This window comes from Actinomadura chokoriensis (assembly GCF_039529475.1).
Lineage (GTDB): Bacteria > Actinomycetota > Actinomycetes > Streptosporangiales > Streptosporangiaceae > Spirillospora > Spirillospora bangladeshensis.
On sequence record NZ_BAAAMW010000017.1, the window covers coordinates 135796 to 160836 of the forward strand.

At 72.3% G+C, this 25041-nt stretch carries 22 protein-coding genes; 10 read left to right on the forward strand and 12 right to left on the reverse strand.

The window, feature by feature from the left end; all coding sequences use genetic code 11:
* The first annotated feature begins 176 nt into the window (after positions 1-176).
* A complete protein-coding gene (locus ABFX46_RS30305) occupies positions 177-2456 on the forward strand; it encodes a DHA2 family efflux MFS transporter permease subunit (RefSeq protein ID WP_346047339.1) in 2280 nt (759 codons plus the stop codon).
* A gap of 8 nt (positions 2457-2464) precedes the next feature.
* The gene (locus tag ABFX46_RS30310) at positions 2465-3709 is read left to right on the forward strand and encodes a glycosyltransferase (RefSeq protein WP_346047340.1); all 1245 of its coding nucleotides are present in this window, start codon (positions 2465-2467) and stop codon (positions 3707-3709) included.
* 16 nt (positions 3710-3725) lie between these two features.
* Here ABFX46_RS30310 and ABFX46_RS30315 read toward each other — a convergent pair whose 3' ends face one another.
* The 4 genes from ABFX46_RS30315 to ABFX46_RS30330 form a co-directional block, all read right to left on the reverse strand.
* Positions 3726-6392 carry an MMPL family transporter gene (locus ABFX46_RS30315; protein WP_346047341.1) on the reverse strand — a complete coding sequence of 889 codons (2667 nt, stop codon included), beginning with the start codon at positions 6390-6392 and terminating at the stop codon, positions 3726-3728.
* 55 nt (positions 6393-6447) lie between these two features.
* Positions 6448-8232 (reverse strand): fatty acyl-AMP ligase, encoded by a 1785-nt coding sequence (locus ABFX46_RS30320; protein WP_346047342.1) that lies wholly within the window; start codon positions 8230-8232, stop codon positions 6448-6450.
* A gap of 269 nt (positions 8233-8501) precedes the next feature.
* Positions 8502-8735, reverse strand: a complete 234-nt coding sequence (locus tag ABFX46_RS30325) for a zf-TFIIB domain-containing protein (protein ID WP_203596329.1) — start codon at positions 8733-8735, stop codon at positions 8502-8504.
* 171 nt (positions 8736-8906) lie between these two features.
* Positions 8907-9227, reverse strand: coding sequence for a hypothetical protein (locus ABFX46_RS30330; protein ID WP_346047343.1), 321 nt, complete (start codon positions 9225-9227; stop codon positions 8907-8909).
* Positions 9228-10679: 1452 nt separating this feature from the next.
* Here ABFX46_RS30330 and ABFX46_RS30335 point away from each other — a divergent pair.
* A complete protein-coding gene (locus ABFX46_RS30335) occupies positions 10680-11429 on the forward strand; it encodes an IclR family transcriptional regulator (protein WP_346047344.1) in 750 nt (249 codons plus the stop codon).
* A 290-nt stretch (positions 11430-11719) separates the two neighbouring features.
* Here ABFX46_RS30335 and ABFX46_RS30340 read toward each other — a convergent pair whose 3' ends face one another.
* Positions 11720-12082, reverse strand: a complete 363-nt coding sequence (locus ABFX46_RS30340; protein ID WP_346047345.1) for a YkvA family protein — start codon at positions 12080-12082, stop codon at positions 11720-11722.
* A 251-nt stretch (positions 12083-12333) separates the two neighbouring features.
* On the opposite strand from ABFX46_RS30340, the gene ABFX46_RS30345 reads away from it, so the two are divergent.
* Positions 12334-13287, forward strand: coding sequence for an alpha/beta hydrolase family protein (locus ABFX46_RS30345; RefSeq protein WP_346047346.1), 954 nt, complete (start codon positions 12334-12336; stop codon positions 13285-13287).
* 67 nt (positions 13288-13354) lie between these two features.
* On the opposite strand, the gene ABFX46_RS30350 is transcribed toward ABFX46_RS30345, so the two are convergent.
* The 5 genes from ABFX46_RS30350 to ABFX46_RS30370 form a co-directional block, all read right to left on the reverse strand.
* Positions 13355-13978: a septal ring lytic transglycosylase RlpA family protein gene (locus tag ABFX46_RS30350; RefSeq protein WP_346047347.1), complete on the reverse strand. Its 624-nt coding sequence runs from the start codon at positions 13976-13978 to the stop codon at positions 13355-13357.
* Between the two features lie 471 nt (positions 13979-14449).
* Positions 14450-15424: a hypothetical protein gene (locus ABFX46_RS30355; protein ID WP_346047348.1), complete on the reverse strand. Its 975-nt coding sequence runs from the start codon at positions 15422-15424 to the stop codon at positions 14450-14452.
* A gap of 310 nt (positions 15425-15734) precedes the next feature.
* Positions 15735-16841 carry a ferritin-like domain-containing protein gene (locus ABFX46_RS30360; RefSeq protein WP_346047349.1) on the reverse strand — a complete coding sequence of 369 codons (1107 nt, stop codon included), beginning with the start codon at positions 16839-16841 and terminating at the stop codon, positions 15735-15737.
* 197 nt (positions 16842-17038) lie between these two features.
* Positions 17039-17647, reverse strand: coding sequence for an LURP-one-related family protein (locus tag ABFX46_RS30365; RefSeq protein ID WP_346047350.1), 609 nt, complete (start codon positions 17645-17647; stop codon positions 17039-17041).
* 121 nt (positions 17648-17768) lie between these two features.
* The gene (locus ABFX46_RS30370; RefSeq protein WP_131938744.1) at positions 17769-18392 is read right to left on the reverse strand and encodes a TetR/AcrR family transcriptional regulator; all 624 of its coding nucleotides are present in this window, start codon (positions 18390-18392) and stop codon (positions 17769-17771) included.
* A 152-nt stretch (positions 18393-18544) separates the two neighbouring features.
* On the opposite strand from ABFX46_RS30370, the gene ABFX46_RS30375 reads away from it, so the two are divergent.
* From ABFX46_RS30375 to ABFX46_RS30395, 5 genes are read left to right on the forward strand one after another with little or no spacing between them, the layout of a single operon-like run.
* Complete coding sequence (locus ABFX46_RS30375) at positions 18545-19840, forward strand: GH1 family beta-glucosidase (RefSeq protein ID WP_346047351.1); 1296 nt, start codon at positions 18545-18547, stop codon at positions 19838-19840.
* A gap of 20 nt (positions 19841-19860) precedes the next feature.
* Complete coding sequence (locus ABFX46_RS30380; RefSeq protein ID WP_346047352.1) at positions 19861-20283, forward strand: MarR family winged helix-turn-helix transcriptional regulator; 423 nt, start codon at positions 19861-19863, stop codon at positions 20281-20283.
* A 42-nt stretch (positions 20284-20325) separates the two neighbouring features.
* Positions 20326-22092: a protein kinase domain-containing protein gene (locus ABFX46_RS30385; RefSeq protein WP_346047353.1), complete on the forward strand. Its 1767-nt coding sequence runs from the start codon at positions 20326-20328 to the stop codon at positions 22090-22092.
* Positions 22093-22116: 24 nt separating this feature from the next.
* A complete protein-coding gene (locus ABFX46_RS30390) occupies positions 22117-22401 on the forward strand; it encodes a chorismate mutase (protein ID WP_131938748.1) in 285 nt (94 codons plus the stop codon).
* Entirely contained in the window at positions 22385-23110 is a 726-nt protein-coding gene (locus ABFX46_RS30395; RefSeq protein ID WP_346047354.1) for a hypothetical protein, read from the forward strand. The genes ABFX46_RS30390 and ABFX46_RS30395 overlap by 17 nt, the downstream gene beginning before the upstream one ends.
* Here ABFX46_RS30395 and ABFX46_RS30400 read toward each other — a convergent pair.
* Positions 23097-23546, reverse strand: coding sequence for a carboxymuconolactone decarboxylase family protein (locus tag ABFX46_RS30400; RefSeq protein WP_346047355.1), 450 nt, complete (start codon positions 23544-23546; stop codon positions 23097-23099). The genes ABFX46_RS30395 and ABFX46_RS30400 overlap by 14 nt on opposite strands.
* Positions 23547-23567: 21 nt before the next feature.
* On the opposite strand from ABFX46_RS30400, the gene ABFX46_RS30405 reads away from it, so the two are divergent.
* The gene (locus tag ABFX46_RS30405) at positions 23568-23747 is read left to right on the forward strand and encodes a hypothetical protein (protein WP_346047356.1); all 180 of its coding nucleotides are present in this window, start codon (positions 23568-23570) and stop codon (positions 23745-23747) included.
* Between the two features lie 15 nt (positions 23748-23762).
* Here ABFX46_RS30405 and ABFX46_RS30410 read toward each other — a convergent pair whose 3' ends face one another.
* Entirely contained in the window at positions 23763-24980 is a 1218-nt protein-coding gene (locus ABFX46_RS30410; protein ID WP_346047357.1) for an ROK family transcriptional regulator, read from the reverse strand.
* Between the last annotated feature and the right edge of the window lie 61 nt (positions 24981-25041).

The window sequence follows — 25041 nt, forward strand, 5'->3', positions numbered from 1 at the left end:
ACGGTGATGACAAGACTCGGGAGTAACCAATGTGGCCTGATGGGATAGTTGAGGCAGCCCGGCACAGAGTCAGGGCTGAGTAACGAGACGCCAACCAATAGTAACAATAGCGACGACTGCTTTTAGGGGGAAGCGGCGGATTTCCCGGCGGTGCCGGACCCTCGCCGTACGGACTCTTGACCCGGGGCCGATACCGATGGGCGCTGGCGGTGGTGGCCGTCAGCGCGTTCATGACCACCATGGACAACACGGTGGTCTTCACGGCGCTGCCCACGATCATGGCCGACCTCGACATGTCGTCCTCGGCCAAGGACTGGGTCGCCACCGGCTACATCCTGATGTTCTCCTGCCTGATGATCACGGGCGGGCGGCTCAGCGACGTCTTCGGCTGCCGCCTCACCTTCACCACCGGCATGGTCGTGTTCACGGCCGCGTCCGCCGTCTGCGGGCTCGCGGACAGCTCCGAGGTGCTGATCGTCTCCCGCATCGTCCAGGGCGCCGGGGCCGCGCTCGTGCTGCCCGCCACGCAGGTGATGGTCACCGTCGGGCGCAACGACAAGCAGCGCTCGATCGGCAACATCGCCTTCATCGGCGCCGCGTCCGCCGCGACCGCGCTCGGCCCCGCGATCGGCGGGTTCATCGTCGAGCACTGGCACTGGGGCTGGATCTTCCTGATCAACATCGTGCCCGGCATCCTGGTGATCGTGCTGGGACTGTTCGTCCTCACCCCGACCGGCGAGAACAAGCACGCCCGCATCGACCTGCCCGGCGTGCTGATCTCCGCGACGATGCTGTTCGCGTTCATCTACGGGCTGGAGGCCGGCAACAAGCTCGGCTGGTCCGACCCGTCCGTGCTCAGCGTCTTCGCCCTCGGCGCGATCGCGCTGGTCTGCTTCATCGTGGTGGAGAACTGGGCCCCCGACCCCATGATCGACCTGCGGTTCTTCCGCAACCGGGTGTTCACCGGCGGGCTGCTGTCGCAGATGCTGTACGGCATCGGCTTCAACGGCATGATGTTCTACTCGCAGCCGTTCCTGCAGCGCTTCCTGGGCTTCTCGCCGTCGGAGGCGGGCCTGGTCATGCTGCCCCCCGCCATCGCGATCATCGTGCTGACCCCGCTGGCGTTCCTGATGGCCGCCAAGATCGGCCCGCGCCCGGCGATCGGCGCGGGCATGGCGCTGATGGGCCTCGGCATGGTGCTGTTCTCCATGCTCAAGGTCGGCGACGGCTACGCCGACCTGATGCCCGGGGTCATGCTGGTCGGCGTCGGCGCGGCCCTCGGCATGCCGCTGGTGATGTACGTGCTCAAGGCCGTCCCGGAGAAGCGGGCCGGGGTCGCGAGCGGCGTCATCAACGTGATCCGGGAGGCGTCCGGCGCGTTCGGCATCGCCATCGTCGGGCTCCTCGTCCACCACGTCCCGGACGAGGGCGCGGGCGCCGCCGAGCTGGAGACCTTCCGCGCCGGGACCTCCTCGGGGCTGATCCTCGGCGCCGTCCTCGTCCTCGTCGGCGGGCTGATCAGCGGGCTGACGCTGCCGAGCCGGCGCGGCTGGCTCGGGCCGAAGCACGGCAAGACCTCCCCCGTCATCCCGGACGTCCCGGACGCCCCGGGCCTTCCGGAGCTCGACCCGGCGATGACCCCGCGCGACCCGATCCCGGCTCTGGTCGCGCCCGGGTCCGCGCCCCTCGCGGCCCCGGTCGCGGTGGCGGCCGCCGCGCCGCCCAACGTGCCCCTCCCGCTTCCCGCCACCTGGGAGGACGACCCCATGCCGGACGACCCCGTCCCCACCCCGACCCCGGGTCCGCACTGGTGGACCGACGACGACAGCCTCAAGCCGCCGGACGACACCTACAGTTGGCAGGACGACGAGCGCCCCGGGCCGCCGACGCCGTGGCCTGCGCCGCCGTCCGAGCCTCCGCCGCCGCCGTCGTCCCCCGCACCACCACCCGCCACGCCCGCGCCCTCGGTGCGGGCGAACGCGTGGGAGGACTGGCCCACCTCCGAGTCGGCACGCCCGACGGCCCCGATCCCAGCACTCGCCGAGGCTCCGGACGCCGCGCTTCCCCGCACGGACCAGGCCGTCCCGCCGAGCACCACCGACCTGCCTCCGCCCGAAAGCGGCAGCGTCCCCGCACAGCCGCCCGCTCAGAGCGGCACAGCACAGGCCGCCGCCTCCGCCGCCGAGCGTCTCTCCGAGGACGCGAGCGCGCCTCCGGGCAAGGGCGACGCCGGGTCGGCTCCTGCGCGGGACGAGGCCGGGAAGGCGGCCGTGCTGAGGGCGTCGTGGAACCCCGCCGACGCGGAGCGGGAGGACGACGGCGGCGAGGAGCGGCCACCCCCCGTCGCGGAGGACGGGGAGCGGCCGGCGCCGCCGCACGGCTGGTACGAGCCCTATGTCCCCGAGGAGGACCCGGGCGAGGAATCGCAGGCCGTCCCGCGCAGCGACGCCTGGTAGGAGGCACCGTGAGCAGAATCGTGATCTTCGCGGCGGGGTCGCGGGGGGACATCCAGCCGTGCGCGGCGCTCGGGCGGGCGCTGCGGGCGCGCGGGGACGAGGTGCGGCTCGTGGCGAGCGCGCGGTACGCGCCGATGGCCGTCGCCGCCGGGCTGGAGCTGGCGCCGCTGACCGCCGATCCGACCGAGATCCTCGAATCGGACGCCGGTCAGGAGTTGCTCGCCGGCGGCCGGAATCCGATCACATTCCTCGGCGGTTTCCGGCGCATCCTCGGGCCGATGGCCGAACGGCTGCTGGCCGAGTGTTCGGACGCCTGTAAAGGCGCGGACCTCATCCTGGGGCCCACTTTCTGTTACCTTCCCATGCATCTCGGTGAGCATTTCGGTGTTCCTTGGGGGCTGATTCATTTCCAGCCGAGCCAGGCCACCGGAGCGTTCCCGCATCCGTTCGTGCCGCAGGCCCGGCGGCTCGGCCGCTGGGGCAACCGGGGGAGCTTCATGGCGGTCGAGCAGATCGCCTGGCAGCTCTCGCGGCCCTTCATCAACCCCTGGCGGGCCGAGACTCTGGGGCTCGACCGGCTGCCGCTGCGCGGAAAGCTGCCGACCCGCGCCCCCGTGCTCGCGTGCTTCAGCCCGCTCGTCGTGCCCCGCCCGAAGGACTGGCCGCCGAACGTCGCCATGACCGGCTACTGGTTCCTGGACGAGGACGAATGGACCCCGCCCAAGGAACTGGCCGACTTCCTGGACGCCGGACCGGCGCCGGTCTATGTCGGCTTCGGCAGCATGGTGGCCAAGGACGAGGAGAAGACGGCGCTCACGATCCGCGCCGCGCTGAAACTGGCAGGAATGCGCGGCATCGTGCAGGGAGACCCCGAGACGTCGGACGAGCACGTCCTCGCCGTCCGGGACGTCCCGCACGCGTGGCTCTTCCCCCGGATGGCGGCCGTCGTCCATCACGGCGGCGCGGGCACCACCGCTGCGGGGCTGCGCGCCGGCGTCCCCACGGTCGTCTGCCCCTTCTTCGGCGACCAGCCCTTCTGGGGCGAGCAGATCGCCGCCCTGGGCGCGGGCACGGCGCCCCTGCCGTTCCGCTCCCTGACCGCGCCGCTCCTCGCCGGCCGCATCCGCGAAGCCGTCCAGAACGAAGCCGTCACAGCGCGAGCCGGCGAACTGGGCGAGCGGATACGCACCGAGAACGGCACCGGCCGCGCCCTGGAGGTCATCGACTCGCTGCTCGCCCGCCCGCGTCCCTGAGCAGGCTTCCGGAGCGTCAGCGTGGGTCGTCGTCGCTCCAGCGCCAGCCGGAGCCGTCCGGGGCGGGGGCGATCGCCCGGCGGACGCGCGGGTCGTGGCGCGGCCTCGGCTGCGGCGGGCCGTCCGCCCAGGGGCGCCACGGCTCGGCGGGGGCCTGCCCGTTGGGCTCGGTGCCCGCGGCGCTCCGGAAGACGAGCTGCGGCGGTTCCGGCGCCGGTGAAGGCGCGGGCGGGCGGAAGGCCTCGCGGGCGTCCCCCGGGGCGGGCGGCACGCGCGGTGGCGGCGGCGGTTCCGGTGCGGGCGCCTCGCCGGCGTCCTCCCAGTGCAGCGCGTACGGGAACGGCTGCTCGTCCGGGAGGCGGGGCGGGGCGACGGTCGCGCCCGCCGGGGCCAGGGCGCTGCGCTCGCGCAGGTCCATGCGGGCGTGCAGGCCGGCGAGGAAGGGCGGCAGCCACCAGTTCGCCGAGCCCATGAACCGCATCGTCGCCGGGACGAGCAGCGACCGGACGAGCGCGGCGTCCACCACGACCGCGACGAACATGCCGACGCCGATCAGCTTGACGATGGTGATGCTCGCCATGCTGAACGCGGCGACGACCACGAGGAACAGCAAGGCGGCGCTGGTGATGATGCCGCCGGTGTGCTGCATGCCGGACGCGACCGCCACCCGGTTGTCGTGCGTGAGGTCCCATTCCTCCCGGATGCGGCTGAGCAGGAAGACCTCGTAGTCCATCGACAGGCCGAACACGACCGCGAGGATGAGGATCATGCTGGTCGCCTCGACGCCGCCGGTCGGGGTGAAGTCCAGGACGCCGGCGAGATGCCCGTACTGGAAGCCCCACACGATCGCGCCGAACGAGGCGCCTATCGACAGGACGTTCATCACGATCGCCTTCAGCGGCAGCGCGATCGACCCGAAGAACATGAACAGCAGGATGAACGTGGCGATCCCGACGAAGACCGCCATCTTCGGCAGGGTGCGCATCAGGCTGGACATCAGGTCCATCTGCGAGGCCGTGCTGCCGCCGACGTCGATGTGCATCGGGTAGCCGTCCTTGGACAGGCTCATCCCGCGGATGTCGGTGACGAGGTCCTGGGCGCGCTCGTCCATCGGCTCGTACTTGTGCGTGACGGAGATGCGCACACCGCCGTACGTGCCCGAGTAGCCGGTGAACTGGGCGTCCGCGACACCGGGGAGCTTCGCCAGGCGCTGCCGGAAGTCCTCCAGGTAGGGCGGGATGGGGTCGTCCTTCTTGGCGGGCTTCCAGTCGCGCGGGATGAGGTCGCCGGAGACGACCACGTCGATCGGCTCGGCCGAGCCGTTGGGGAACTCCTTCTTGACGGTCTCCACCACGTGGCGGGTGGGGCTGCTCTTGGGCAGGACTCGGGCGTCCACGCTGCCGAACTGGACGTTCAGGAACGGCACGAACATCACACCGAGGATGACGAGCACCACCGCGAAGTACGGCAGCGGATGCTTCATCACGCTGTGGCCGAGGCGGTACCAGAAGCCGCTCTCGGGGTCGCGCTGCGCGCGCTTGGACGTGGGCCGCCGCCATGGCATGCGCCCTGCCTCGACCCGCGTCCCCAGGAGTGCCAGGAGCGTCGGCAGGAGGACCGTGGCGCCGAACACGGCGACCATGACGGTGGCTATGCCGGCGAGCCCGATCGTCCGGAGGAACATCTGCGGGAAGAGCAGGAGGCCCGCGAGAGCCGCGGACACGGTGACGCCGCTGACCATGATGGTGCGGCCCGCCGTCGCCATGGTGGCGGCCAAAGCCGACTCACGGATCGGCTTCAAGGCCGTCTTGTACGCCTTCTTCGCGGCCTTGCGCGAAGCCTTGTCGCGCTCCCACCTCCAGGGTTTGCCCTGGGGCAGCCCTTGCGCGGCCATGCCGCGCGCCAGTTCCTCACGGAACCGGCTGATGATGAACAGCGAGTAGTCGATCGACAGGCCGACGCCCATCATCGTGACGACTTCCAAGGCGAACGACGTCACGTCCGCCGCGTACGTCACAACGTGGAGGACCGCCAGGCCGCCGATGGTCGAGAACATCGCGATGACGAGCGGCTGGAGGGCCGCGACGAGGGCGCCGAAGAGCATCACCATCAGGATCATCAGCAGCGGCGACGTGATCATCTCGGCACGGACGATGTCGGTGACGACCTGCTGGCCGAACTCCTCGCCCAGCGGGACGCTGCCGCCGTACTGGACGGTCAGCCCCGGCGCCGCCAGCCGGTCCTTGACGAGGTGGTAGTTCTCGGTCTTGGTCGCGCCGTCCTGGCCGCGCAGCTTCACCGCGACGAACGTCTTGTGCCGGTCGTGCGAGGCGAACGTCTCCGCCGCCTTACCGTCGAACGACCAGTAGGAGATGATCTCCTCGACCTGGGCCTTCGGCAGCCGCGAGACGGTGGTGATGACGCTCGCCTCGTAGCGCGGGTCGTCCACCGTCATCGTGTCGCTGGAGTACAGGACGAGGACGTCGGGGTTGGTGCTGCCGAAGTAGGTGGCGCCGAGCTTGGCGACGAGCGTCGAGGACGCGTCCGGGTCCTCGAAGCCGCCCTCCTTGAACTTGCCGAGCACGCCGAGGCCCCAGGCGCCCGCGACGACGGTCGTCACCAGGATCAGCACCAGGCTGGTCCAGCGCCGCCGGTGGATCAGACGCCCCAGCCCCGAGAGCATGGTCCTCCTGTTTCGCCGCGGCCGGGCGGGCCGCCGTGGTTCGAGCGCCGTGGTGCTACTTGCGGGACGCGAGGCGCGCCGCGGTCGTCGGCAACTCGCCGTCAAGGTAGCGCTGCCGCGTCGCCGCACGTGCGATCTTTCCGCTGGACGTACGCGACACGCCACCCGGTTCGATCAACACGAAGTCGTGGACGCTCATCTCGTGCTCGATGTTGACGGCGCCGCGCACCGCCGCCTCGACCTCGTCCGCGTCCAGCCGTCCGAGCGGGACCCGGCGGTTGCGCTCGGCGACGACCACCAGCCGCTCGGTCTCCGCCCCGGTGATGGCGAACGCGGCCACGTGGTCCGGACGGATCGCGGGGTGCGCCTCCTGCGTCGTGACCTCGATGTCCTGCGGGTAGTGGTTGCGGCCGTCCACGATGATGAGGTCCTTGATGCGGCCGGTGACGTACAGCTCGCCCTCGTGGACGACGCCGTAGTCTCCGGTCTTCATCCAGGGCCCGACGGGGAGTTCGCCGGGGTCGTTCAGCTCGCCGCCGAAGGTGTCCTGGCTCCGCTCGGAGTTGCGCCAGTAGCCGGGGGCCGTGTTGGGGCCGTGGACCCAGATCTCGCCGACCCGCCCGTCCGGCTGCTCGATGCGGGTCTCCGGGTCGACGATCGCGACGAGCTGCCCGCACGGGCCGCCGCACGACACCAGCTCGGACCCGCCCTCGCGGAGCACCAGCTCGCCCTGGGTGAGCGCCTCCCGGTCGACGGAGATGACCTTCGGCGGGACGTCCTCGGCGGCCGCGGTGACGAACACCGTCGCCTCCGCCAGCCCGTAGCCCGGCGCCTGCGCGCCCGGCCGCAGCCCGGCCGGCGCGAGCGCCTCGGCGAACATCGCCAGCGTCGAGGTGCGGATCGGCTCGGCGCCGTTCAGGCAGGTCGTCAGCCCGGACAGGTCCAGGCCGGCGAGCTTCTCCGGCGTCGCCGTCGACGCGACGTACTCGAACGCGAAGTTCGGGCCCGCCGTGTAGACGTTCCTGCCCGGCCGCGACGCGATGAGCTGCAGCCAGCGCATCGGGTTCATGATGAACGACACCGGGTCGGTGTAGATGGCGTGGTCGCCGTTCACCAGCGGCAGCGCCATCGTCGAGATCAGCCCCATGTCGTGGAACAGGGGCAGCCAGCTGACCAGCTCGGGGTTCGGCTTCTCGGGCGCCCACCCCGCCCACAGCTGCGCCGCGTTCGCCGTCACGTTCCCGTGCGTGATCTCCACGCCCGCGGGACGGCGGGTGGACCCCGACGTGTACTGCAGGTACGCGAGGTCGTCGAAACCGATGGGCTCGTCCTCCCACCGGTCGGCCAGCGCCGGGTCGATCTCCTCGGCGAACACGATCTCCTTGGGCTGCGGGACGTCGTGGTCGGCGAGGAACATCTCCACGTGCGGCAGCGCGTTCCGCGTCGTGACGATCACCGCGGGCTCGGCGTCGGCGTAGGCGCCGATCAGCCGGTCGGCGTGCCCCGGCAGGTCCGGGGAGAACAGCGGCACCGCGATGACGTGCGCGTACATGGCGCCGAGCATCGTCATCATGTACTCGAGGGTCTGCGGCAGCAGCAGCGCGGCCCGCTCGCCCGGCCCGCTGACCCGCCGCAGCGTCGCCGCGACCGCCCGCGCGCGGCGGTCCGTCTCCGCCCAGCTCACCGTGACGTGCGCGCCCGCCGGGTCGGCCGAGTAGTCGACGAAGGTGTAGGCCGGGGCGTCCGGCTTCTCCCGCGCCCACCTCGCGACCCGTTCGATCAGCGGGGTGCGGCCGGAGCCGCCGGGCAGGAGTTCGGGAAGCAGCGAGCCCAATGCCATTGATCATTCTCCCGAGGGGACGGGCCGGACGGGGCCCGGTACGGAGCGTGCGGGCGGGCGCCATCGGCGGATGCGGACCGCGTCGGCCGGACGGCTGTGTCCTGGACGCCCCCGGCGACCGGCGATGATCGTCAAGCTACCGGATGGTAGCGAGTGAGCGATATTGGTTCCCGGACACATTCGGCGGCGCGCGGTTTGTCACCCCCGTGACAAGAGGGAAAACCCCTTTCACAGGGGGGCGTCCGCGCGGTCACCGACCGTGCCGGAGCCTACTGGTCACCGGCGAAGATCTGCTCCACGATGCCGCGGCGGTGCCGCCCCTGGTAGGTGGTCTCGGGGTTCGCGTCGTCCGGAAGCTCGGCCAGGTAGCGGCTCTCGGCGTCGATCAGCTGCTCCAGCTCGCCGCGGTCGAGGAAGACGCCCTTGCACCCCGGGCATTCCTCGATCACGACCCCGTGCCGCTCGTGGGTGTCGAGCTTCGACTCGCACTTGGGACATTGCATCGTCGGACATTGCATCGTCGCGTCTGACATACCGGATCCCCTGTCCGTCACGACAGCGTTTACTGCCAGGCGGTCAGCTTACTGACACCGGACCCGATTTGGGATGGCCCGTCCTTCGATACGTCTATCCGGACCGGGCGGACCGCCCGTTCCCGTCGTCCGGGCCCGGCCTCACCCGCCGGACACGGCCCGCTGCAACGCCAGCCGCCGCCGCAGCAGCCCGACGCACGCGACGCCCCAGAGAAGGCCGATCTCGGCCACGAGCGCGATGCCGACGACGACCGCCCAGTCCGCCTCGTCCGCCTGCTCCATCCCGGCCGGGGCCATCAGCGTCATCCGGGTCTCGCCGGGCGCCACCACCGGCCCCGCCGGCGCCATCACCGGCGGCAGGACGACCGACCCGGGCGGCGCCACGGTCGGCAGGTCCGGCACGGAGAACGGCGTGGGCGCCACCGACGGCTGCGCGCCCGCCTCCCCGGACTGCCCGCTCAAGCTGGGCCGACCGCTGGGGCTGGGCGCGACGCCGGGCGGAATCACAGCAGCCGAACTCGCCGAATCACGCGGAGTCGGCGTCGCCGCAGACGGCGGCGGCGCGACGCAAGGCGCACCCCCGGCACCCGGCCGTCCGCCCTTGCACGGCCCGGCCGCCGGCGAGTGACCACCGCTCGCACTCGACTTCGGCCCCAGCGCCTGCCCAGACGGACACGGCCGCCCGGCAGCACTCGCCTTACTGACCGCACAATGCGAACTGGAGTGACCACTCGGGCTGGAGGAGTGCGTAGACGGACACGGCCTCGCCTGACCACGCATGCAATGCCCGTGCGACGTGTGGCTGGGATGACCACTCGCGGTCGGCGCGTGCCCGCCGCTGGACGGGGCGGAGGGGTGAGTGGACGTCGATGTGGGGGCAGGGTGACCACTCGCCGTCGGCGGATGCCCGCCGCTGGACGGGGCGGAGGGGTGAGTGGACGTCGACGTGGGGGCAGAGTGACCACTCGCGGTCGGCTTCGGGCCGGACGGGGTCGGCGCGGGGGCGGGATGACCGCTCGCCGTCGGCGCGTGTCCACCGCTGGACGGGGCGGAGGGGTGAGTAGACGTCGCCGTGGGGGCGGAGTGACCACTCGCGGTCGGTTTGGGGCCGGACGGGGTTGGCGTGGGGACTGGGTGGTCGCTCGGGGTCGGTTTCGGGCCGGACAGGGTCGCTGTGGGTTCGCTGCTCGTGCTGGGGTCAGAGGGGGTGGGGGCGTCGCTTGAAGTTGGTGTCTTCGTTGGGGTCAGGGTCGTGTTGGAGAAGGCGAAGACCGCGCGGACCGTACGGCGGGGGGCGTTGGAGGCGTCCGCTGTGGCGACGACGCTCAAGGGCTTTGCGGACGGCGTCGACATCGCCGACGACGGGATCTGGAGGGTGGCCGTACGTGCGGCCGGTCGCTCGCCCACATCGCCTACGGCGCAGCGGAGTCGGTCACCGGAAGCGGAGCGGGTGCAGCCGGGGGCGTGCCGCGTCCAGGAAAAGGGGCGGTCGGCGGTGAGGTGCAAGGTGGTGCCGTGCGCGACGCCGTCTTCGGCGTGGACACGGACGGTGTACCTCAGCGCGTAGTCACGTCCGGTGGCGGTGCCCTGGGAGGTCGTCAGGTCGAGCAGCAGCCGGACGGCGGGGCGGCGCCCGTCCTGGACGGCCTCGGCGGCGGGGCTCGCCAGCGTCAGCGGTACGGCCAGTGCGGCGCCGGCCGCGATCGCGGCCCAGCGGGTCCCTCGGCGCACCGTTCCCCCCAGCGGTCTCCTGCATGGCTGCCAGGGGGGCGGCGCCGCGGCGCCGGGCACAGGTAGTTATTGCCAGGTGATCGCCGGGAGTAACGTGCATCACTCCGGCAACCGCCCCTCTTTCGTAGAGTGAAATCGGTTCTCCGTAGAATCTGGTGGGTTGCGAGGGAGAGGAGACCCGGGGTGGCGGAGGCCGTTCGGTCGCTGGAGCGCGCGTTCGACCTGCTGGAGCATCTGGCGGACGCGGGGGGCGAGATGGCGCTGTCGGAGCTGACGGAGGTCTCCGGGCTGCCGATGCCCACGATCTACCGGCTGATGCGCACGCTGGTGAACAAGGGGTACGTCCGGCAGGAGCCGTCCAAGCGGTACGCGCTCGGCCCGCGGCTGGTCCGGTTGGGCGAGGGCGCGAGCCGGCTGCTCGGCACGTGGGCGCGGCCGGTGCTGGCCCGCCTGGTGGACGAGGTCGGCGAGACGGCCAACATGGCGGTGCTGGAGGGCGACGAGGCCGTCTACGTCGCGCAGGTCCCGTCCAAGCACTCGATGCGCATGTTCACCGAGGTGGGGCGGCGCGTCCAGCCGCACTGCACCGGTGTGGGCAAGGCGCTGCTGTCGCAGCTGTCCGACCAGAAGGTGCGCGAGATCCTGGCCCGGACGGGCATGGACGCGCACACCCCGAAGACGTTCACCGATCCGGACGCGCTGCTGGCGGAGCTGCGGCGGATCCGCGAGCAGGGCTTCGCGCTGGACGACGAGGAGCAGGAGATCGGCGTCCGCTGCGTCGCGGTGCCGCTGCCGGGCGCGCCCGCGCTGACGGCGATCTCGGTGTCCGGCCCGTCCGGGCGCATGACGCGCGAGGCCGTCCCGGACGTCGTGCCCATCATGCGGGACGCCGCCGAACGGTTCGCGAAGGAGCTGAGCCCCTCGGCGTCCTGACGCGCGCCGGCTGTCAGCCTTCCGCCCCCCCCCGCCGCGTTAGAGCGCCGTGAAAGCGCACGTCGAGCGGTACCGGGGGCCTTCGACGCCGCGAAACACCGCGGCTACCTGCGCGGGCCGCCGTCCGCGATACGTCCCGGCCGAAACCGGCGGGCCGCCCGCGGGCGACCGCGTCACCGGGACCGTCACCGTGGCGGTGCGCCTCGACTAGCCCTGACATCCGGTCGCACCGAATGCGTGCGGCGCCCTCGCTGGAGGCGAGGGCGCCGGGGTGCGTCGGTCTTGGTTCGTCAGTCGACGGGTTCGCCGACGATGACGGTGGGGCGTCCACCGCGCTCCCAGGTGACGAAGTCGCCCGCCGACCTGACGAGGACGGCGGCCAGCCACAGGGCCAGGCCGGTGTCGTCGGCGATGCCCACGATGGGGATCATGTCGGGAATGGCGTCGATCGGGGAGACGATGTAGACGAGGCCCAGCGCGAGCAGGCCGAGCGTCCCGAACGACATGCCCTTGTACTGCCCGCGCAGGACCGACTTGAGCATGCGCGGGACGGCTCGGATCCGCGTCCAGAGCCCCGGCGCGTCCGGCTGAAGGGTCTCGCTGTAGATCTGCCAGGCCTGCCCGGCGGCGGCCGCACTCCGCTTCCTGTCCACGAGCACTCCTCGTCGGAACGGTCAAGAGGGCGCGCCCCCGCGGCGCCCACGCATATCTAGGACGTGACGACCGCCGGAAATGTTCCCCCGCGTCGGGGTGACCTCAGGTGAGTTCTTCCTCACTCTCGCGGTCGACCTGCGGCGTTTCACGGCGTGTTGCCTGGCGTCCGCTGCGAACATGTCCCCCACGGGCGCCTCCCCCAGCACGACCGGCACGACCCGTCGAGCATCGCAGGAGCTGACGAACGGATATGAGCGGCGACCATACGCACCGTCCCGTCCACGGCACCGCGGCGGGCGACCCCTACGTCGCGCTGCCTCCGACCGCGGTGGACGCGACCGCGTCGGGCCCGGCTCGGCTGATCGTGGCCTGGCCCGGCTTCGACCCGCCCCGCACGGCGGCCGCGCTCGCGGCGGCGGTCCCGATGACCGGCGTGCCGGTGTGGCGGGTGTTCCTCGACCTGCCGGGACGCTCGCCCGGCGGGCTCGGCTCCGGCGCGATCCTGGAGACCGAGGCGATCGAGGCGTACTGCGCGGCGGTGGACGGCGCCGCCGAGCGGCTGCCCGCCGCGCTCGCCGACATCCGCCGCGACCTCGCGATCCCGGACGGCCCGGTGGCCCTGGCCGGCTTCAGCGCCGGCGCCGCCGCCGCGCTGCTGGCCGTGCTGCGCGGCGCCGTGCCGGTGCGCACCGCCGCGCTCGTGGCGCCCGTCGTCGCCCCGGCGCGGGCCGCGCGGGCGGTGGAGAAGCGGTCCGGCCGCGACCGCGACTGGACGGCCCGCGCCGCCGACCTCGCCGACCGCCTCGACCTCGGCGCGCTGGCCCCCGGTCTCGCCGGACGGGACGTCCCGATGCTGCTCGTCGGCGGCGCCAGGGACCGCGTCGTCCCCGCGCGGGAGGTCGCGTCCCTGCGCGACCTGCTGCGCCGGCACGGCGAGGGGCCGGTCGAGTCCACCACGTTCCGCATGGGGCACGCGCTGGCCGCCGAACCCGGCACCGAGCCGCGCCCGCCGATCACCGAGGCCGTCCAGGTGGACACCGCCCTCACCGACTGGTTCCGCGACCATCTCGCCGACCCCGCCGAGTCGGAGTCGCAGGCGGCCGGCGCGGCGTCCTCGGAGGACGGGCGGCACGGGGCCTGGTCAGCGGCCGGGCACGACGATTCGGAAGGGCTGCCCGGCGCCGTGGCCGGGCACCGTCGGTGAGCGACGCCCGCCCGGCGGGCGCGGTCGAGCGCCCGCCGGGCGGGTGGATCATCGATGAACGTGCGGGTCAGCCGCGCGACAGGACCTCGTAGCGGACGGGGATGACGCCCGCGCCGGTGCCGCCGACCTTCTTCATCGCCGCCCTGGACAGGTCCAGGCAGCGGCCGCCCGCGTACGGGCCCCGGTCGTTGATGCGGACGACGACCGAGCGGCCGTTGTTCTTGTTCGTCACCCGGACCTTGGAGCCCATCGGCAGCGTCTTGTGCGCGGCCGTCAGCTCGCTCGGGTCGAACGCCTCACCGCTCGCGGTCATCTGGCCCTGCCAGTAGTACGAGGCTTCGCAGGAGCCCGACGAGAGCACCTTGCGGTCCTTCGTGTCGGTCTTCTTCTTCGGTTTCGCCAGGTGCGCGGCTTCGGTGTCGGACTTGGGCCGCTTCTTCTTCTGGGATGTCGTCGGCGACGGTTCCGGAGCGCGCGTCCCGCCGCGGCTCGCCCGCGGCGCGTCGGCGTTCGGCCGGCCGGCGAGCGGGTCGCCCGGCGGCCCGGCCTGCGCGGCGCGTGCGGATCGCGCGGACCCGTCGCCGTTGACGAGGGCGAACGCGCCCGCCGCCAGGACGGCGACGGCGGCTCCGGAGATGATCAGGACGGTGCGCAGGCGTGCTCGAAGAAGACGCCGGACAGGGCTACCCACAGAGGAGTCCTTTGTTAGGGGACAGGGCCCCGGACGTCCGGCTCAACTCACGGCGTGCCCGGGCGCTCTCGCTCGTCCCCGGGTCCCCCGCCGACGCGGGCTCGCTCGCCCGCCTCCAGCGCCGCTCTCTCAGGCGCTCCGCGTCCTCGCGGTCCGGCGTCCGGTAAGTGCGGCTGGGAAAGCATCTTTACTTTTGATCTCTAAAGCGCCGCACAAGTCCTTGACCGTACGTTGCGTCCCGCGTGAATCAAGACGCAGGACCTTAATTTGTGGGGTTTGTCACCCTGATCTTTGCGCTGAGAAGTCGATCAACTCCGCGCGGTAACTGCGTTTGTAGATCGTCTTTACTCGGCCTTGGTCATGTGATCTCGGTCATATAACAATCGCTTGCTCGGCAACGAAACGGGGCGTTCCGCGGGTGCCGGCTGCACCTGCGGAACGCCCCGTGAGCGTGGGATGGGAAGGGATGTATCACCCGATGCCGGGCAGCGCGGGAAGCCCGAGCGAGGACGCGTCGGGCATCGACAGCGGACCGTTCGACAGCGGCCCGTCGGCCGGGCGCGCGGCCGGGTCCTTCGCCTTCAGGACGTCCACGACCTGGCCGACGCCCTCCTCCGTCCGGTCGAGGTTCGCGCCGGCCTTGTTCACGGTGTCGTTCGCCTGGCCGAGGACGTCGTCGGACGGCACCGGCGTGGCGCGCCGCTCGCGCGCCGGGAAGAGCATCGAGCTGACCGGCAGGTCGCCGGTCTGCGCGAAGCCGAGCGCGCCGGGCACGCTCGGCAGGTCGGCGGGCACGGCGGCCGGCACAGCGGCGGGCACGGCGGCCGGCACGGCGGCGGGCAGCGCCATGCTCACCGGCATCTCGGCGCGGCGGGCGGCCGGGAGCGCGGGCGGCGCGCCGGCGAGCCGGCCGAGCTCGCCGTCGCTCAGCGTGCCGCCGACCTTGTCGGCGCCCCGCAGCAGCGTCCCGGCGGCCTCGTCCGGGCCGGGCAGCGCGCCCGTCCGCAGGACGTCGCCGCGCTTGCCCAGGCAGTCGCCCTTGGGCAGGCCGTCGAGCGCGGCCGCGCCGACGCCGGGCAGCGGCGTCTCCGGGAGGCCGGCCCCGGTCTCGTTGTTGACGGTCTTGCCCGGGTTCAGCTTGCAGCGGGCGGTTCCGGCGCGGAGCCCGGACGTGGTGGGCGCGGCGCCGAGCGTGCGGTCGACGGTGCCGGTCACCGTCTCGGCGGTCCGGCCGGCGGTCTGCAGGACGGGGTCGGGGACCTTCTCGGTGACCGGGTAGGCCGCGGCGGCCGCGTTGTAGAGGAGGGCGGTGGACGGGCCGGGCGCGGCGTCGGCGCGGGCCTCCGCGCCGGGTGCGGCGTTCGCGGGCGCGGACGCGACGGCGAGCGCCGCGGCCAGCGGAGCGAGGACGGCGGCGCCCAGCAGGCTCCTGGCTGTTCGGTTCATTTCTTTCCCCCGGGGTTTTCGGTATGACCCTGCACGTGTGTGGTGTGCGCCCGTGCGGCTGTGAGAGCGGCGCACCGTCGAGCGGGGACATTAGTACAGCCCGGGGGCCCGCACGGCGAATTCGAGAATCACTTGGTAAACAGCAGAAAGATCTCCGCAGCCGACCATGAAATCGGCTGGGAGATCGGCCGGGACGGCAAAATGCGACAAGGGCCGAAAAAGGGCGGAGCGGGGGCGTCCCGGCAAAGGACGCCCCCGCTCCGACCGGATGCCCGTATCGGCCCGCCCGGGCCGGGCCGGACTGGCCGGACTATTCGGCCGAGCCGAGGGAGATGGCCTGGTCGACCTCGTCCTTGCGCGCCGCGAGCTCGGCCGCGTACTTCTCCTCGTCGACCTTCTCGGCGATCTCCTCGTCCTGCTTCATCAGCGCCTCGAGGTCGGCCTTGGCGTTGTCGAGCACGCCCATGTCCTGGTAGGCGGCCTGCACCTTGTCGCCCCACAGGCCGACGTCCCGGACGCACGGGACGATCCGGCTGAACAGCAGCGACTGATAGAGGGTGTACATGTCGGAGTTGTCGACGAACTCCATGCATTTGTCGACGGGCATGTCGAGCTGCTCGAAGATCTCGCGCCCCTTGAACCGGTCGCGCATGAGGTAGCAGCCCTCGACCACGAACTCCTCGCGCTCGGCCCGCTCCTTGCTGGTGAGCTCGGCGTAGTAGTCCTTGAGCGCGAGCCGGCCGAACGCGACGTGCCGCGCCTCGTCCTGCATGACGTACGCGAGCAGCTGCTTGACCAGCGGGTTCGTCGACATGTCGCGGTACAGCCCGAACGCGGCGAGCGCGAGGCCCTCGATGAGGACCTGCATGCCGAGGTAGGGCAGGTCCCAGCGGCTGTCCTCCAGCGACTCGGCGAGCAGCTTCGCGAGGTCCTGGTTGATCGGGTAGTACATCCCGATCTTCTCGTGCACGAACTTCGTGTACAGCTCGACGTGCCGCGCCTCGTCCATGGTCTGGGTGGCGGCGTAGAACTTCGAGTCCAGGTCGGGGACGGACTGGACGATCCGCGCCGACACGTTCAGCGCGCCCTGCTCGCCGTGCAGGAACTGGCTGAACAGCCAGGAGCCCTGGTGGCGGCCGAACTCGTCCCGCTCCTTCTGCGACATCTTCTCCCAGATGTCGGACCCGAAGAGGGGGTTGAAGTTCTCCGGCAGGCCGGCGACGTTCAGCGGGTCGACCTCGAGGTCCCAGTCGATGCGCTTCTGCGCGTCCCACTGCTTGTCCTTGCCCTTCTGGTACAGGTTCAGCAGCCGGTCGCGTCCGTCGTCGTACTCCCAGGTGAAGCGGGTGTCTCCCGCCATGGGGACGTTCCACGTCTCGGTCGGGACCGGGGTGGAGTAGAGGTCAAAGGAACTCACGGGGGGGATCCTCCTCCAGGCGTTGCGCCGCGCCTTCGCGACGCCGGTTGCACCGCCCACGGCTTTACATACCTTCGTAACATGTAAAGCGCGGGGAAGCCAGCGTCACGGGAGAACCAACCGGTGGAAAAGCCCCCGGAAAGGCCGTCGCCCGCACCCCCGGGCGGGGACGCGGGCGACGCGGGCGCGTGCGCGGGTCAGCGGGACTGGAGGGCGTCCAGGCCGACGGCCTGCGCGATCACCAGGCGGCGGTCGAGGCGCGGGTCCTTGATGTCGACGGTGTACCGGTCGCGGAAGCCGAACTTCTTCTCCACCGAGAAGACGACCTCGTCGCCGGCGTAGAAGTCGAAGTGGTACGGCCAGGCGAACGGCAGGCTGTCCACGTAGGGGATGATCTGCCAGACGCGGCGGAGCACCGCCACGAACTTGTTGCGCTCGCTGCCCGTGGTCACCCCGAGGCCCGGCTGCTCCAGATGCCAGGTCGAGGCCAGCAGCGACTTCTTGAAGTCCTTGCGGAAGACCCCGATGGGCTGGCCGTGCGCGTCCGTGATGTCGTACGCGGAGGCCAGGTCGATGCGCTTGCGCGCCTTGAAGCCGAGGATCGGACGCGTCTTGGAGTCGTCCGAGTACAGGGTGACCTGCTCCTTGAACGCGAGCCGCTTCTGCTGCGCGAAGGCGAGCAGCTCGCCCTCCCCGCCGCCGGGCGCCTCGGCGTGCACCTCGTACTGGTTCACCATCAGGCGCACCCGCTGCCGGATCAGCAGCCTGCTCTGCGCCTGGAGTCTCTCTTCGTCCAGCGGACTCACCCGTTCTGTCGCGTTGTGCGGGTGGAGTCTGCCATAGCACGTCCCTTTCATCCCCTGTTTTTCAGGACAAGGCGGGACGAGATGCCGGTCGCGACGCGGCCGCGGCCTCCGGCGGGCGGGGTCAGGACTTCCGGATGTGGGACGCGAGGTAGCCGTGGATGAGGCGCTCGGCCTCGGCGACGATCTCGGGGTCGCCGGCCGGGTCGCGGCGGAACGCCATCTTCAGCACGGCGTCGCCGGCCTCGACCGCGATGGCGAGCGCGGTGGCGAGGCCGGGGCTGTCCTGGACGCCGAACGTGCTGACGATCAGCGTGCGCAGCCGGTCGGCGACGACCGCGTTGTTGTCGGCGTCGGAGTCGAGCAGGTTGACGTCGGCGACGTCGCCGAACCGCAGCACCCGGAAGCCGGGGACGGTGCGGTGCATCTCCACGAAGATCTCGATGATCGCGCCGACCGTGTCGGACCAGTCGTCGAAGCCGCCCTCGACGAGCCGCGCCGAGATGCGGTCGCCGAACTCCTCCAGGTTGCGCAGCGCGAGCGCCTGCGCGACCGCGCGCTTGTCGGGGAAGAACTGGTACACCGAGCCGATCGCCACCTCGGCGCGCTGCGCGATGCGCGTCGTGGTGAGGCCGTCGTAGCCGTCCTCGTCGAGGATGTCCGCGCAGGCGTCGAGCATCCGCTGGACGCGTTCGGCGCTGCGGCGCTGGGCGGGGCGGCGGCGGAGCGGGGTCCGGATCTCGGTCACCCCGCCATTGTCCCCGACCGCGGGGGTGCCCGGCATGCGCGGCCTGCCGTTGCGCACCCCGGGGCCACCTGAGTCTTCCGCCCGCACCACCCCGGCACTAATATCCGAAGGCTATTCGCATTTCGGCCGGGCACGCGGGGAAGGGAACGGCGATGGGGTTTCCAGAGGGCTTCCGATGGGGCGTCGCCACCGCCGCCTACCAGATCGAGGGCGCGGTGGACGAGGACGGGCGGGGCCCGTCCACCTGGGACACCTTCGCGCACACGCCCGGACGCGTCCGGGACGGGCACACCGGCGACGTCGCCTGCGACCACTACCACCGGTGGCCGGAGGACGTCGCGCTGATGTCGGGCCTCGGCGTGGACGCCTACCGGTTCTCGATCGCGTGGCCGCGCGTCCAGCCGTCCGGGAGCGGGCCCGTCAACGCCAAGGGCCTGGACTTCTACGACCGGCTCGTCGACGGGCTGCTCGCCGCCGGCATCGCGCCCGCCGCCACGCTCTACCACTGGGACCTCCCGCAGCCGCTCGAAGACGCAGGCGGCTGGTTGGAACGCGACACCGCCTACCGGTTCGCCGAATTCTCCTACCTGGCGGCCGAGCGGCTCGCCGACCGCGTCGACATGTGGATAACCCTGAACGAGCCCGTGGTCGTCACGGCCTACGGCTACGCGTTCGGCGTCTACGCGCCCGGCCGGACCCTCATGCTGGACGCGCTCCCCACCGCGCACCACCAGCTCCTCGGCCACGGCCTCGCCGTCAACGCGCTCCGCAGCCGCAACGCCCGCGCCGTCGGGCTGACGAACCACTACTCCCCGGCCTGGGCCGCGACGCCGGCGGACCGGCCCGCCGCCGACGCCTTCGACGCGTTCATGAACCGGCTGTTCACCGACCCGGTGCTGCTCGGCCGCTACCCCGAGTTGATGGGGGACGCGCCGTACATCCGCTCCGCGGACATGTCGGTCATCGCGTCGCCCATCGACTTCCTGGGAGTGAACTACTACCACCCGACGCGGCTGACGACGCCGTCCGAGGGGCCGCTGCCCTTCGACATCGCCGACATCACCGAGTACCCGACCACCGGGATGGGCTGGCCGATCGTCCCGGACGCCTTCCTGTCACTGCTCCGTACGCTCGACACCAGATACGACCTGCCGCCGCTCTACATCACCGAGAACGGATGCTCCTTCCCGGACGAGATCGGCCCCGACGGCACGGTGGACGACTCGTCCCGCATCGAGTTCATGGACGCCCACATCAAGGCCGTGCGGACGGCCATCGACGAGGGCGTCGACGTCCGCGGCTACTTCGCGTGGTCGCTCCTGGACAACTTCGAGTGGGCGGAGGGCTACCACCCGCGCTTCGGGCTCGTCCACGTCGACTACGAGACGCAGAAGCGCACGCCCAAGAAGTCGTACGACTGGTACAGGGACCTCATAGCGTCGTCCTAGCCCGGTTCTAGGCTGGAGTCATGCCCGTCGATGTCGTCGATCTCCAAGTCCTCGGAAGAGCCGTCAAGCAGGCCCAGCACCGCAAGCACCGGATGCTCGACAGCAGGCTCGCCGGTGTGGGCACCACGCTGGCGCAGTGGGACGCGCTGCGGGCGATCAGCCGCTCGCCCGGGGCGTCCGCGCGGGCGCTGGCCGCGGAGACGTACCAGAGCGAGCAGGCGTTCGGGACGCTCGCCGGGCGCCTGGCCGCCCAGAACCTGATCGACCGGCGCCCCGGCCGCGGCCGCAGCATCGAGCACCACCTCACGCCCGCCGGCGAGAAGATCCTCGCGGCCGGGCACGCCGTCGCCGACGACGTCCTCGCCGAGATCTTCGCGCCGCTCCCGGAGGAGGAGCGGGCCACCCTGCTCGACCTGCTGCTCCGCATCGGCCGGCCGGGCTGACCCCGATAGTCTTCTCTCTCCGTTTCGTCGGGGAGGTCGTGAATGCCGGAGACTCGTCCGCTGCGGGCCAGTGATCCGCGCGAGGTGGCCGGGTTCCGGCTGACGGCCCGCATCGGCGAAGGCGCCCAGGGCACCGTCTTCCTGGGCGAATCGGACGCCGGGCGGCGCGTCGCGGTGAAGCTCCTGCACGCCGACTTCGGACGTGACCCGCGGGCGCGCACCGCCTTCGAGCGGGAGCTGGCCGCGGCCCAGCGCGTGGCGCCGTTCTGCACCGCGCGCATCCTCGCCGCCACCGCCGACGACGACCTGCCGCACATCGTCACCGAGTACGTCGACGGGCCGTCGCTGCGCGACCTGATCGCCGAGCACGGCACCGCGTCCCCCGACGAGCAGGTCAGGCTCGCGATCGGCACCGCCACCGCGCTCGCGGCGATCCACGAGGCGGGCGTCGTCCACCGCGACTTCAAACCGGCCAACGTGCTGCTCGGCCCGGACGGCCCGAAGGTCATCGACTTCGGCATCGCCCGGCCGCTCGACGCCACCTCCGCCACCATGACCGGCGCGGTCGGCACGCCCGCCTACATGGCGCCCGAGCAGGTCGCCGGGACGCCAGGCGGCGCGCCGGTCGACATGTTCGCCTGGGCCTGCACGATGGCGTACGCCGCCAACGGGGTGCCGCCGTTCGGGAACGACTCCGTCCCTGCGATCATGCAGCGCATCCTGTACGGGGAGCCGGAGCTCGGCGCGCTGACCGAGCGGCTGCGCGACCTGGTGGCGTCCTGCCTGGCCAAGGACCCGGCGGCCCGCCTGACCGCCACGCAGGTGCTCCAGCGCCTCCTCGGCATCGGCCCGGACGCGAACCTCCTCGCCGAAGGCACCTCCGCCGCCGCGCAGCCTTCCCCGGCGCCGCAGCCGTCCGCGGCGCCGCCTCCACCCGTGCCCTGGGCCTCGCCTGCCGCCGACACGCCGTCCGGTGGCGGGACGGCGCCCGGCGGAGGCGGGCCGTTCGGCGCGGGGACGCTGCCCGGCGCCGGCGCGTCCGCGGGTGGGCCGCTGCCGCCGCCTCCCGGGTTCCCGTATGCGGGGAGCACCCCACCGGCCGGGCGGAGCGGCCGTCCGCTGCTGGTGGCCGCCGCGGCGGCCGGGGTCCTGCTGGTCGTGGGCGGGCTCGCCACCGCCGTCCTGCTGAAGAACGGCGGCGGTGAGGAGAAGGCCCGCACGCCGGTCGCGCGGACCCAGGCCGCAGCGGCGACGTGCAACTATCCGCCCGCGTCGAGCAAGGACGTCAAGTTCGTCGGGACGCCGCCGACCCGCGTATCGGGCGCGCAGCCGACCACGGCGGCCATCAAGACCAACCTGGGCACGCTGGAGCTGACGCTGGACCCCGCGGCGGCGCCCTGCACGGTGAACTCGCTGGCCTTCCTCGTGAGCAAGGACTTCTACGACGGCACGTCCTGCCACCGCCTGACGACGAACCCCACCTTGAAGGTGCTGCAATGCGGTGACCCGACCGGCACCGGGCAGGGCGGCCCGTCCTACGTGTTCGCCAACGAGAACACGTCCGGTGCGTCCTACACCAGGGGCACGGTGGCGATGGCCAACGCGGGGCCGAACACCAACGGCAGCCAGTTCTTCATCCTCTACGAGGACGCACCGCAGCTCCCGGCCGACTATCCGGTGTTCGGGAAGATCACGTCCGGTATGGAGATCATCGACAAGGTCGCCAAGGGCGGCACGGAGGGCGGGGCCGACGACGGCCCGCCGAAGCAGCGGATCACGATCACCCGGTTCAGCACCTCGGCGGCATGACTCCCATCGTGGGATGATCTACGCATGGAATCGCTGGACGAGGTACGCGCCGGGATCGACCGCATCGACGGCGAGCTCGTCCGGCTGCTCGCCGAGCGGCAGGCGCTGGTCCGCGCCGCGGCCGCGTTCAAGGCCGACGAGCAGGCCGTCCGCGCCCCGGACCGGGTGGAGCGGGTCGTCGCGCTGGCGCGCCGGCGCGCGGCGGACGCCGGCCTGGCGCCCGAGGTCGCCGAGGCCGTGTGGCGGTCGATGATCGCCGCCTTCATCGACCTGGAACTGGCGGAGCACGCGGGTGGACGCCCCTCCTGACGCGGCGGAACGGGCGTTCGCGCGGGCGGTCGAGGACCTCTACGCGGCGTTCGCGGACGTCCCGCGCCCGGCCGACCTGCCCGGCTGCCCCTGCTGCGTCCTCCCGGACGAGGGACGGCCGCTGCTCCGGCGCCCGCTGCGCGATCTCGAACCCGACGACCTGCACCTGTACGCGGCCAAGGCGCTGAACACGTGGGCCGGCCCGGAGGAGTTCCGGTACTTCGCGCCGCGCCTGCTGGACCTGTCCGCCGACGACGCCTTCCTGTTCCCCGACCCCGAGATCGTCTTCGGCAAGCTCGCCCAGGCCGGATGGTGCGACTGGCCGCAGCGCGACGCCATCACCGCGTTCCTGGGCGCCTACTGGACGCGGGCGCTGGCCCGTCCCCTCACCGTGGAGACGCCCCTCGCCGCACTCGTCGTCACGGGCGCCGACATGGCCCCGTACCTGGACGAATGGGGCCGCCTGAAGACCGTGCGATGCATCGGGCATCTGCATGATTTCGCCGCCCGCGAGCTGATGTGGCGCCGCGGCCGTCCGCGCTTGCGCAACGCGTTCCTGGACGCCTCGACGGGCTCGTACCGGCAGGTCGTCGACTGGCTGACCGGCGGGCCGGCCGCCGCCGCGGTGGGCGCCGCCTTCGCCCGGACGGACGACGAGGCGGCGCTGCGGCTCCTCGCGGAGATCGACTCGCTGATCAGTCCGGGGTGAGCCCGGCGGGCTCCCGGACGGTCGTGCTCATGCGGTTGAACAGGTTCTCCAGCGAGATCACGAGGATGAGGGCCGCCAGCCGCCGCTCGTCGAAACGGGCGGCGACCTCGTCCCACAGCGCGTCCGGAACCGACGGCGCGGACCGGTCGGCGAGCCGGGTGACGTGCTCGGTCAGATCGAGCGCGGCGCGTTCGGCGGCCGTGAAGAAGGGCGCGTCCCGCCAGGCCGCGACGGCCGAGATCCGCTCGGCGCTCTCACCCGCCCTGGCCAGGTTGTGGACGTGGCCGTGCACCCCGACCCCGCACCCGTTGATCTGGCTGGCGCGCAGCGCGACCAGCTCCTGCAGCTCGTGCGCGAGGCCGCCCTCGTTGACGGCCTGGAGCAGCCCGCCGACGCCCTCCATCGCGCTGGGCAGGACGTAGGCGGGGTTGGTCATCCGCGCTTCCATGGCTCTCCCGTGATCGTTCCGACGCACGGAAGACGCGGCCGGCCGAACCGATGTGACATCGCGTGCCGCTTCGAGCGGAAGACGGGCTGGATCGTCGTCGTGCCCGTCCACCGGCTCCGGGGCTCCCGCAAGGAGATCGAGGGCGTGCTCATGCGGTACGGCGGCCCGTACTGGGGCGGCAACGCCTGACCCGCCGCGCGCCCGCTACGCGGCGAGGACGCCGACGGGGTCGGCGAGCAGCGCGGCGAAGCCGAGTTCGGCGGCGCCCGCCAGCGTCGCGTCGTAGCCGAGCGCGGCGGTGCGGAGCGCGACCCGCTCCCGGGACACCGGCAGGCCGCTGGTCGTCACCCGCTCGCGGACCTGCGGCGCCGCGCCCCGGTAGATCTCGCTCAGCATGCCGCCGAAGACGACGACGCCCGGGTTGAACAGGTTGATCAGGTTGACGACGCCGAGGCCGAGCCAGCCGCCGACGCGGTCCAGGGCCCTGCGGGCGGCCTCGTCCCCGCTCTCCGCCGCCGCGACGACCGCGCGGACGCCGTCCCGTCCGAGCGGGCCGCCGGCGCGTCCGGCCGCCTCCAGCAGGGCCGGTTCGCCGACCTCCGCCTCCAGGCAGCCGCGCGAGCCGCAGTTGCAGGGACGCCCGTCGTACGGGTTGACGATCATGTGGCCGAGTTCGGCGGCGTAGCCCTCGTCGCCGTCCAGCAGCCGGCCGCCGACGATGATGCCGCCGCCGACTCCGACGTCCCCGTGCAGGTAGATGAGGTTCCGGCTGCCGGCGCCCGCCCCGCGCATGTGCTCGGCGAGCGCGCCCAGGTGGGCCTCGTTGCCGACGGCCACGGGCAGGCCCAGGCCGAGCCGCCGGCCGAGCTCCGGCCCGACGTCGAGGTCGGTCCAGCCCAGGGTGGGCGCCAGCCGCACCTTCCCGTCGGCGGCCCTGATCATCCCGCAGTACGACACGCCGACGCCCACGCACTGCGCCTCCGGCGGCGCGGCGGCGACGAGGTCGGCGCCGAACCCGGCGAGGACGTCGACCACTTCGTCCAGGTCGTCCCGGCCCCTCCGGCGCGTCGTCTCCCTGCGCTCCAGGATCCGGCCGCCGAGCCCGACCCTGGCGGCGGCGACCCGGTCCACCGCGACGTCGAACGCCAGCACGTACACCCGGCCGCCCTCGGCGCGGACGACCAGCGACGGGCGGCCCGCCCGTCCCGTCCCGGCCGACGGCTCCTCCCGGACCAGCCCCGCTGCGGCGAGCTTGGCGATCAGCGTGAGGATCGTGCTCCGGTTGACGCCCATCCGGTCGGCGAGCTCGGTGCGCAGCACCGCCCCGTCCCGGTGCACCTCCCGCAGCACGGCCCCGAGGTTGCGCCGCCGCGTCGACGGCGAAACCTGCCGCGCAGGGCCGGAGACGAGAGAGGACGCCATGGTCCCCAAGCTACCCAAGAGGGGTCGTCCGGCCGAGGCCGCCGACCGGATTACAGCCGCG

What these genes read in the sequence shown, in the direction of transcription:
- ABFX46_RS30400 (WP_346047355.1), bottom strand. Translation starts at nt 23,546, where the DNA reads ATGACCAACCCCGCCTACGTCCTGCCCAGCGCGATGGAGGGCGTCGGC.
- ABFX46_RS30390 (WP_131938748.1), top strand. Translation starts at nt 22,117, where the DNA reads ATGGAATCGCTGGACGAGGTACGCGCCGGGATCGACCGCATCGACGGC.
- ABFX46_RS30325 (WP_203596329.1), bottom strand. Translation starts at nt 8,735, where the DNA reads ATGCAATGTCCCAAGTGCGAGTCGAAGCTCGACACCCACGAGCGGCAC.
- ABFX46_RS30355 (WP_346047348.1), bottom strand. Translation starts at nt 15,424, where the DNA reads ATGAACCGAACAGCCAGGAGCCTGCTGGGCGCCGCCGTCCTCGCTCCG.
- ABFX46_RS30345 (WP_346047346.1), top strand. Translation starts at nt 12,334, where the DNA reads ATGAGCGGCGACCATACGCACCGTCCCGTCCACGGCACCGCGGCGGGC.
- ABFX46_RS30375 (WP_346047351.1), top strand. Translation starts at nt 18,545, where the DNA reads ATGGGGTTTCCAGAGGGCTTCCGATGGGGCGTCGCCACCGCCGCCTAC.
- ABFX46_RS30410 (WP_346047357.1), bottom strand. Translation starts at nt 24,980, where the DNA reads ATGGCGTCCTCTCTCGTCTCCGGCCCTGCGCGGCAGGTTTCGCCGTCG.
- ABFX46_RS30320 (WP_346047342.1), bottom strand. Translation starts at nt 8,232, where the DNA reads ATGGCATTGGGCTCGCTGCTTCCCGAACTCCTGCCCGGCGGCTCCGGC.
- ABFX46_RS30385 (WP_346047353.1), top strand. Translation starts at nt 20,326, where the DNA reads ATGCCGGAGACTCGTCCGCTGCGGGCCAGTGATCCGCGCGAGGTGGCC.
- ABFX46_RS30380 (WP_346047352.1), top strand. Translation starts at nt 19,861, where the DNA reads ATGCCCGTCGATGTCGTCGATCTCCAAGTCCTCGGAAGAGCCGTCAAG.
- ABFX46_RS30315 (WP_346047341.1), bottom strand. Translation starts at nt 6,392, where the DNA reads ATGCTCTCGGGGCTGGGGCGTCTGATCCACCGGCGGCGCTGGACCAGC.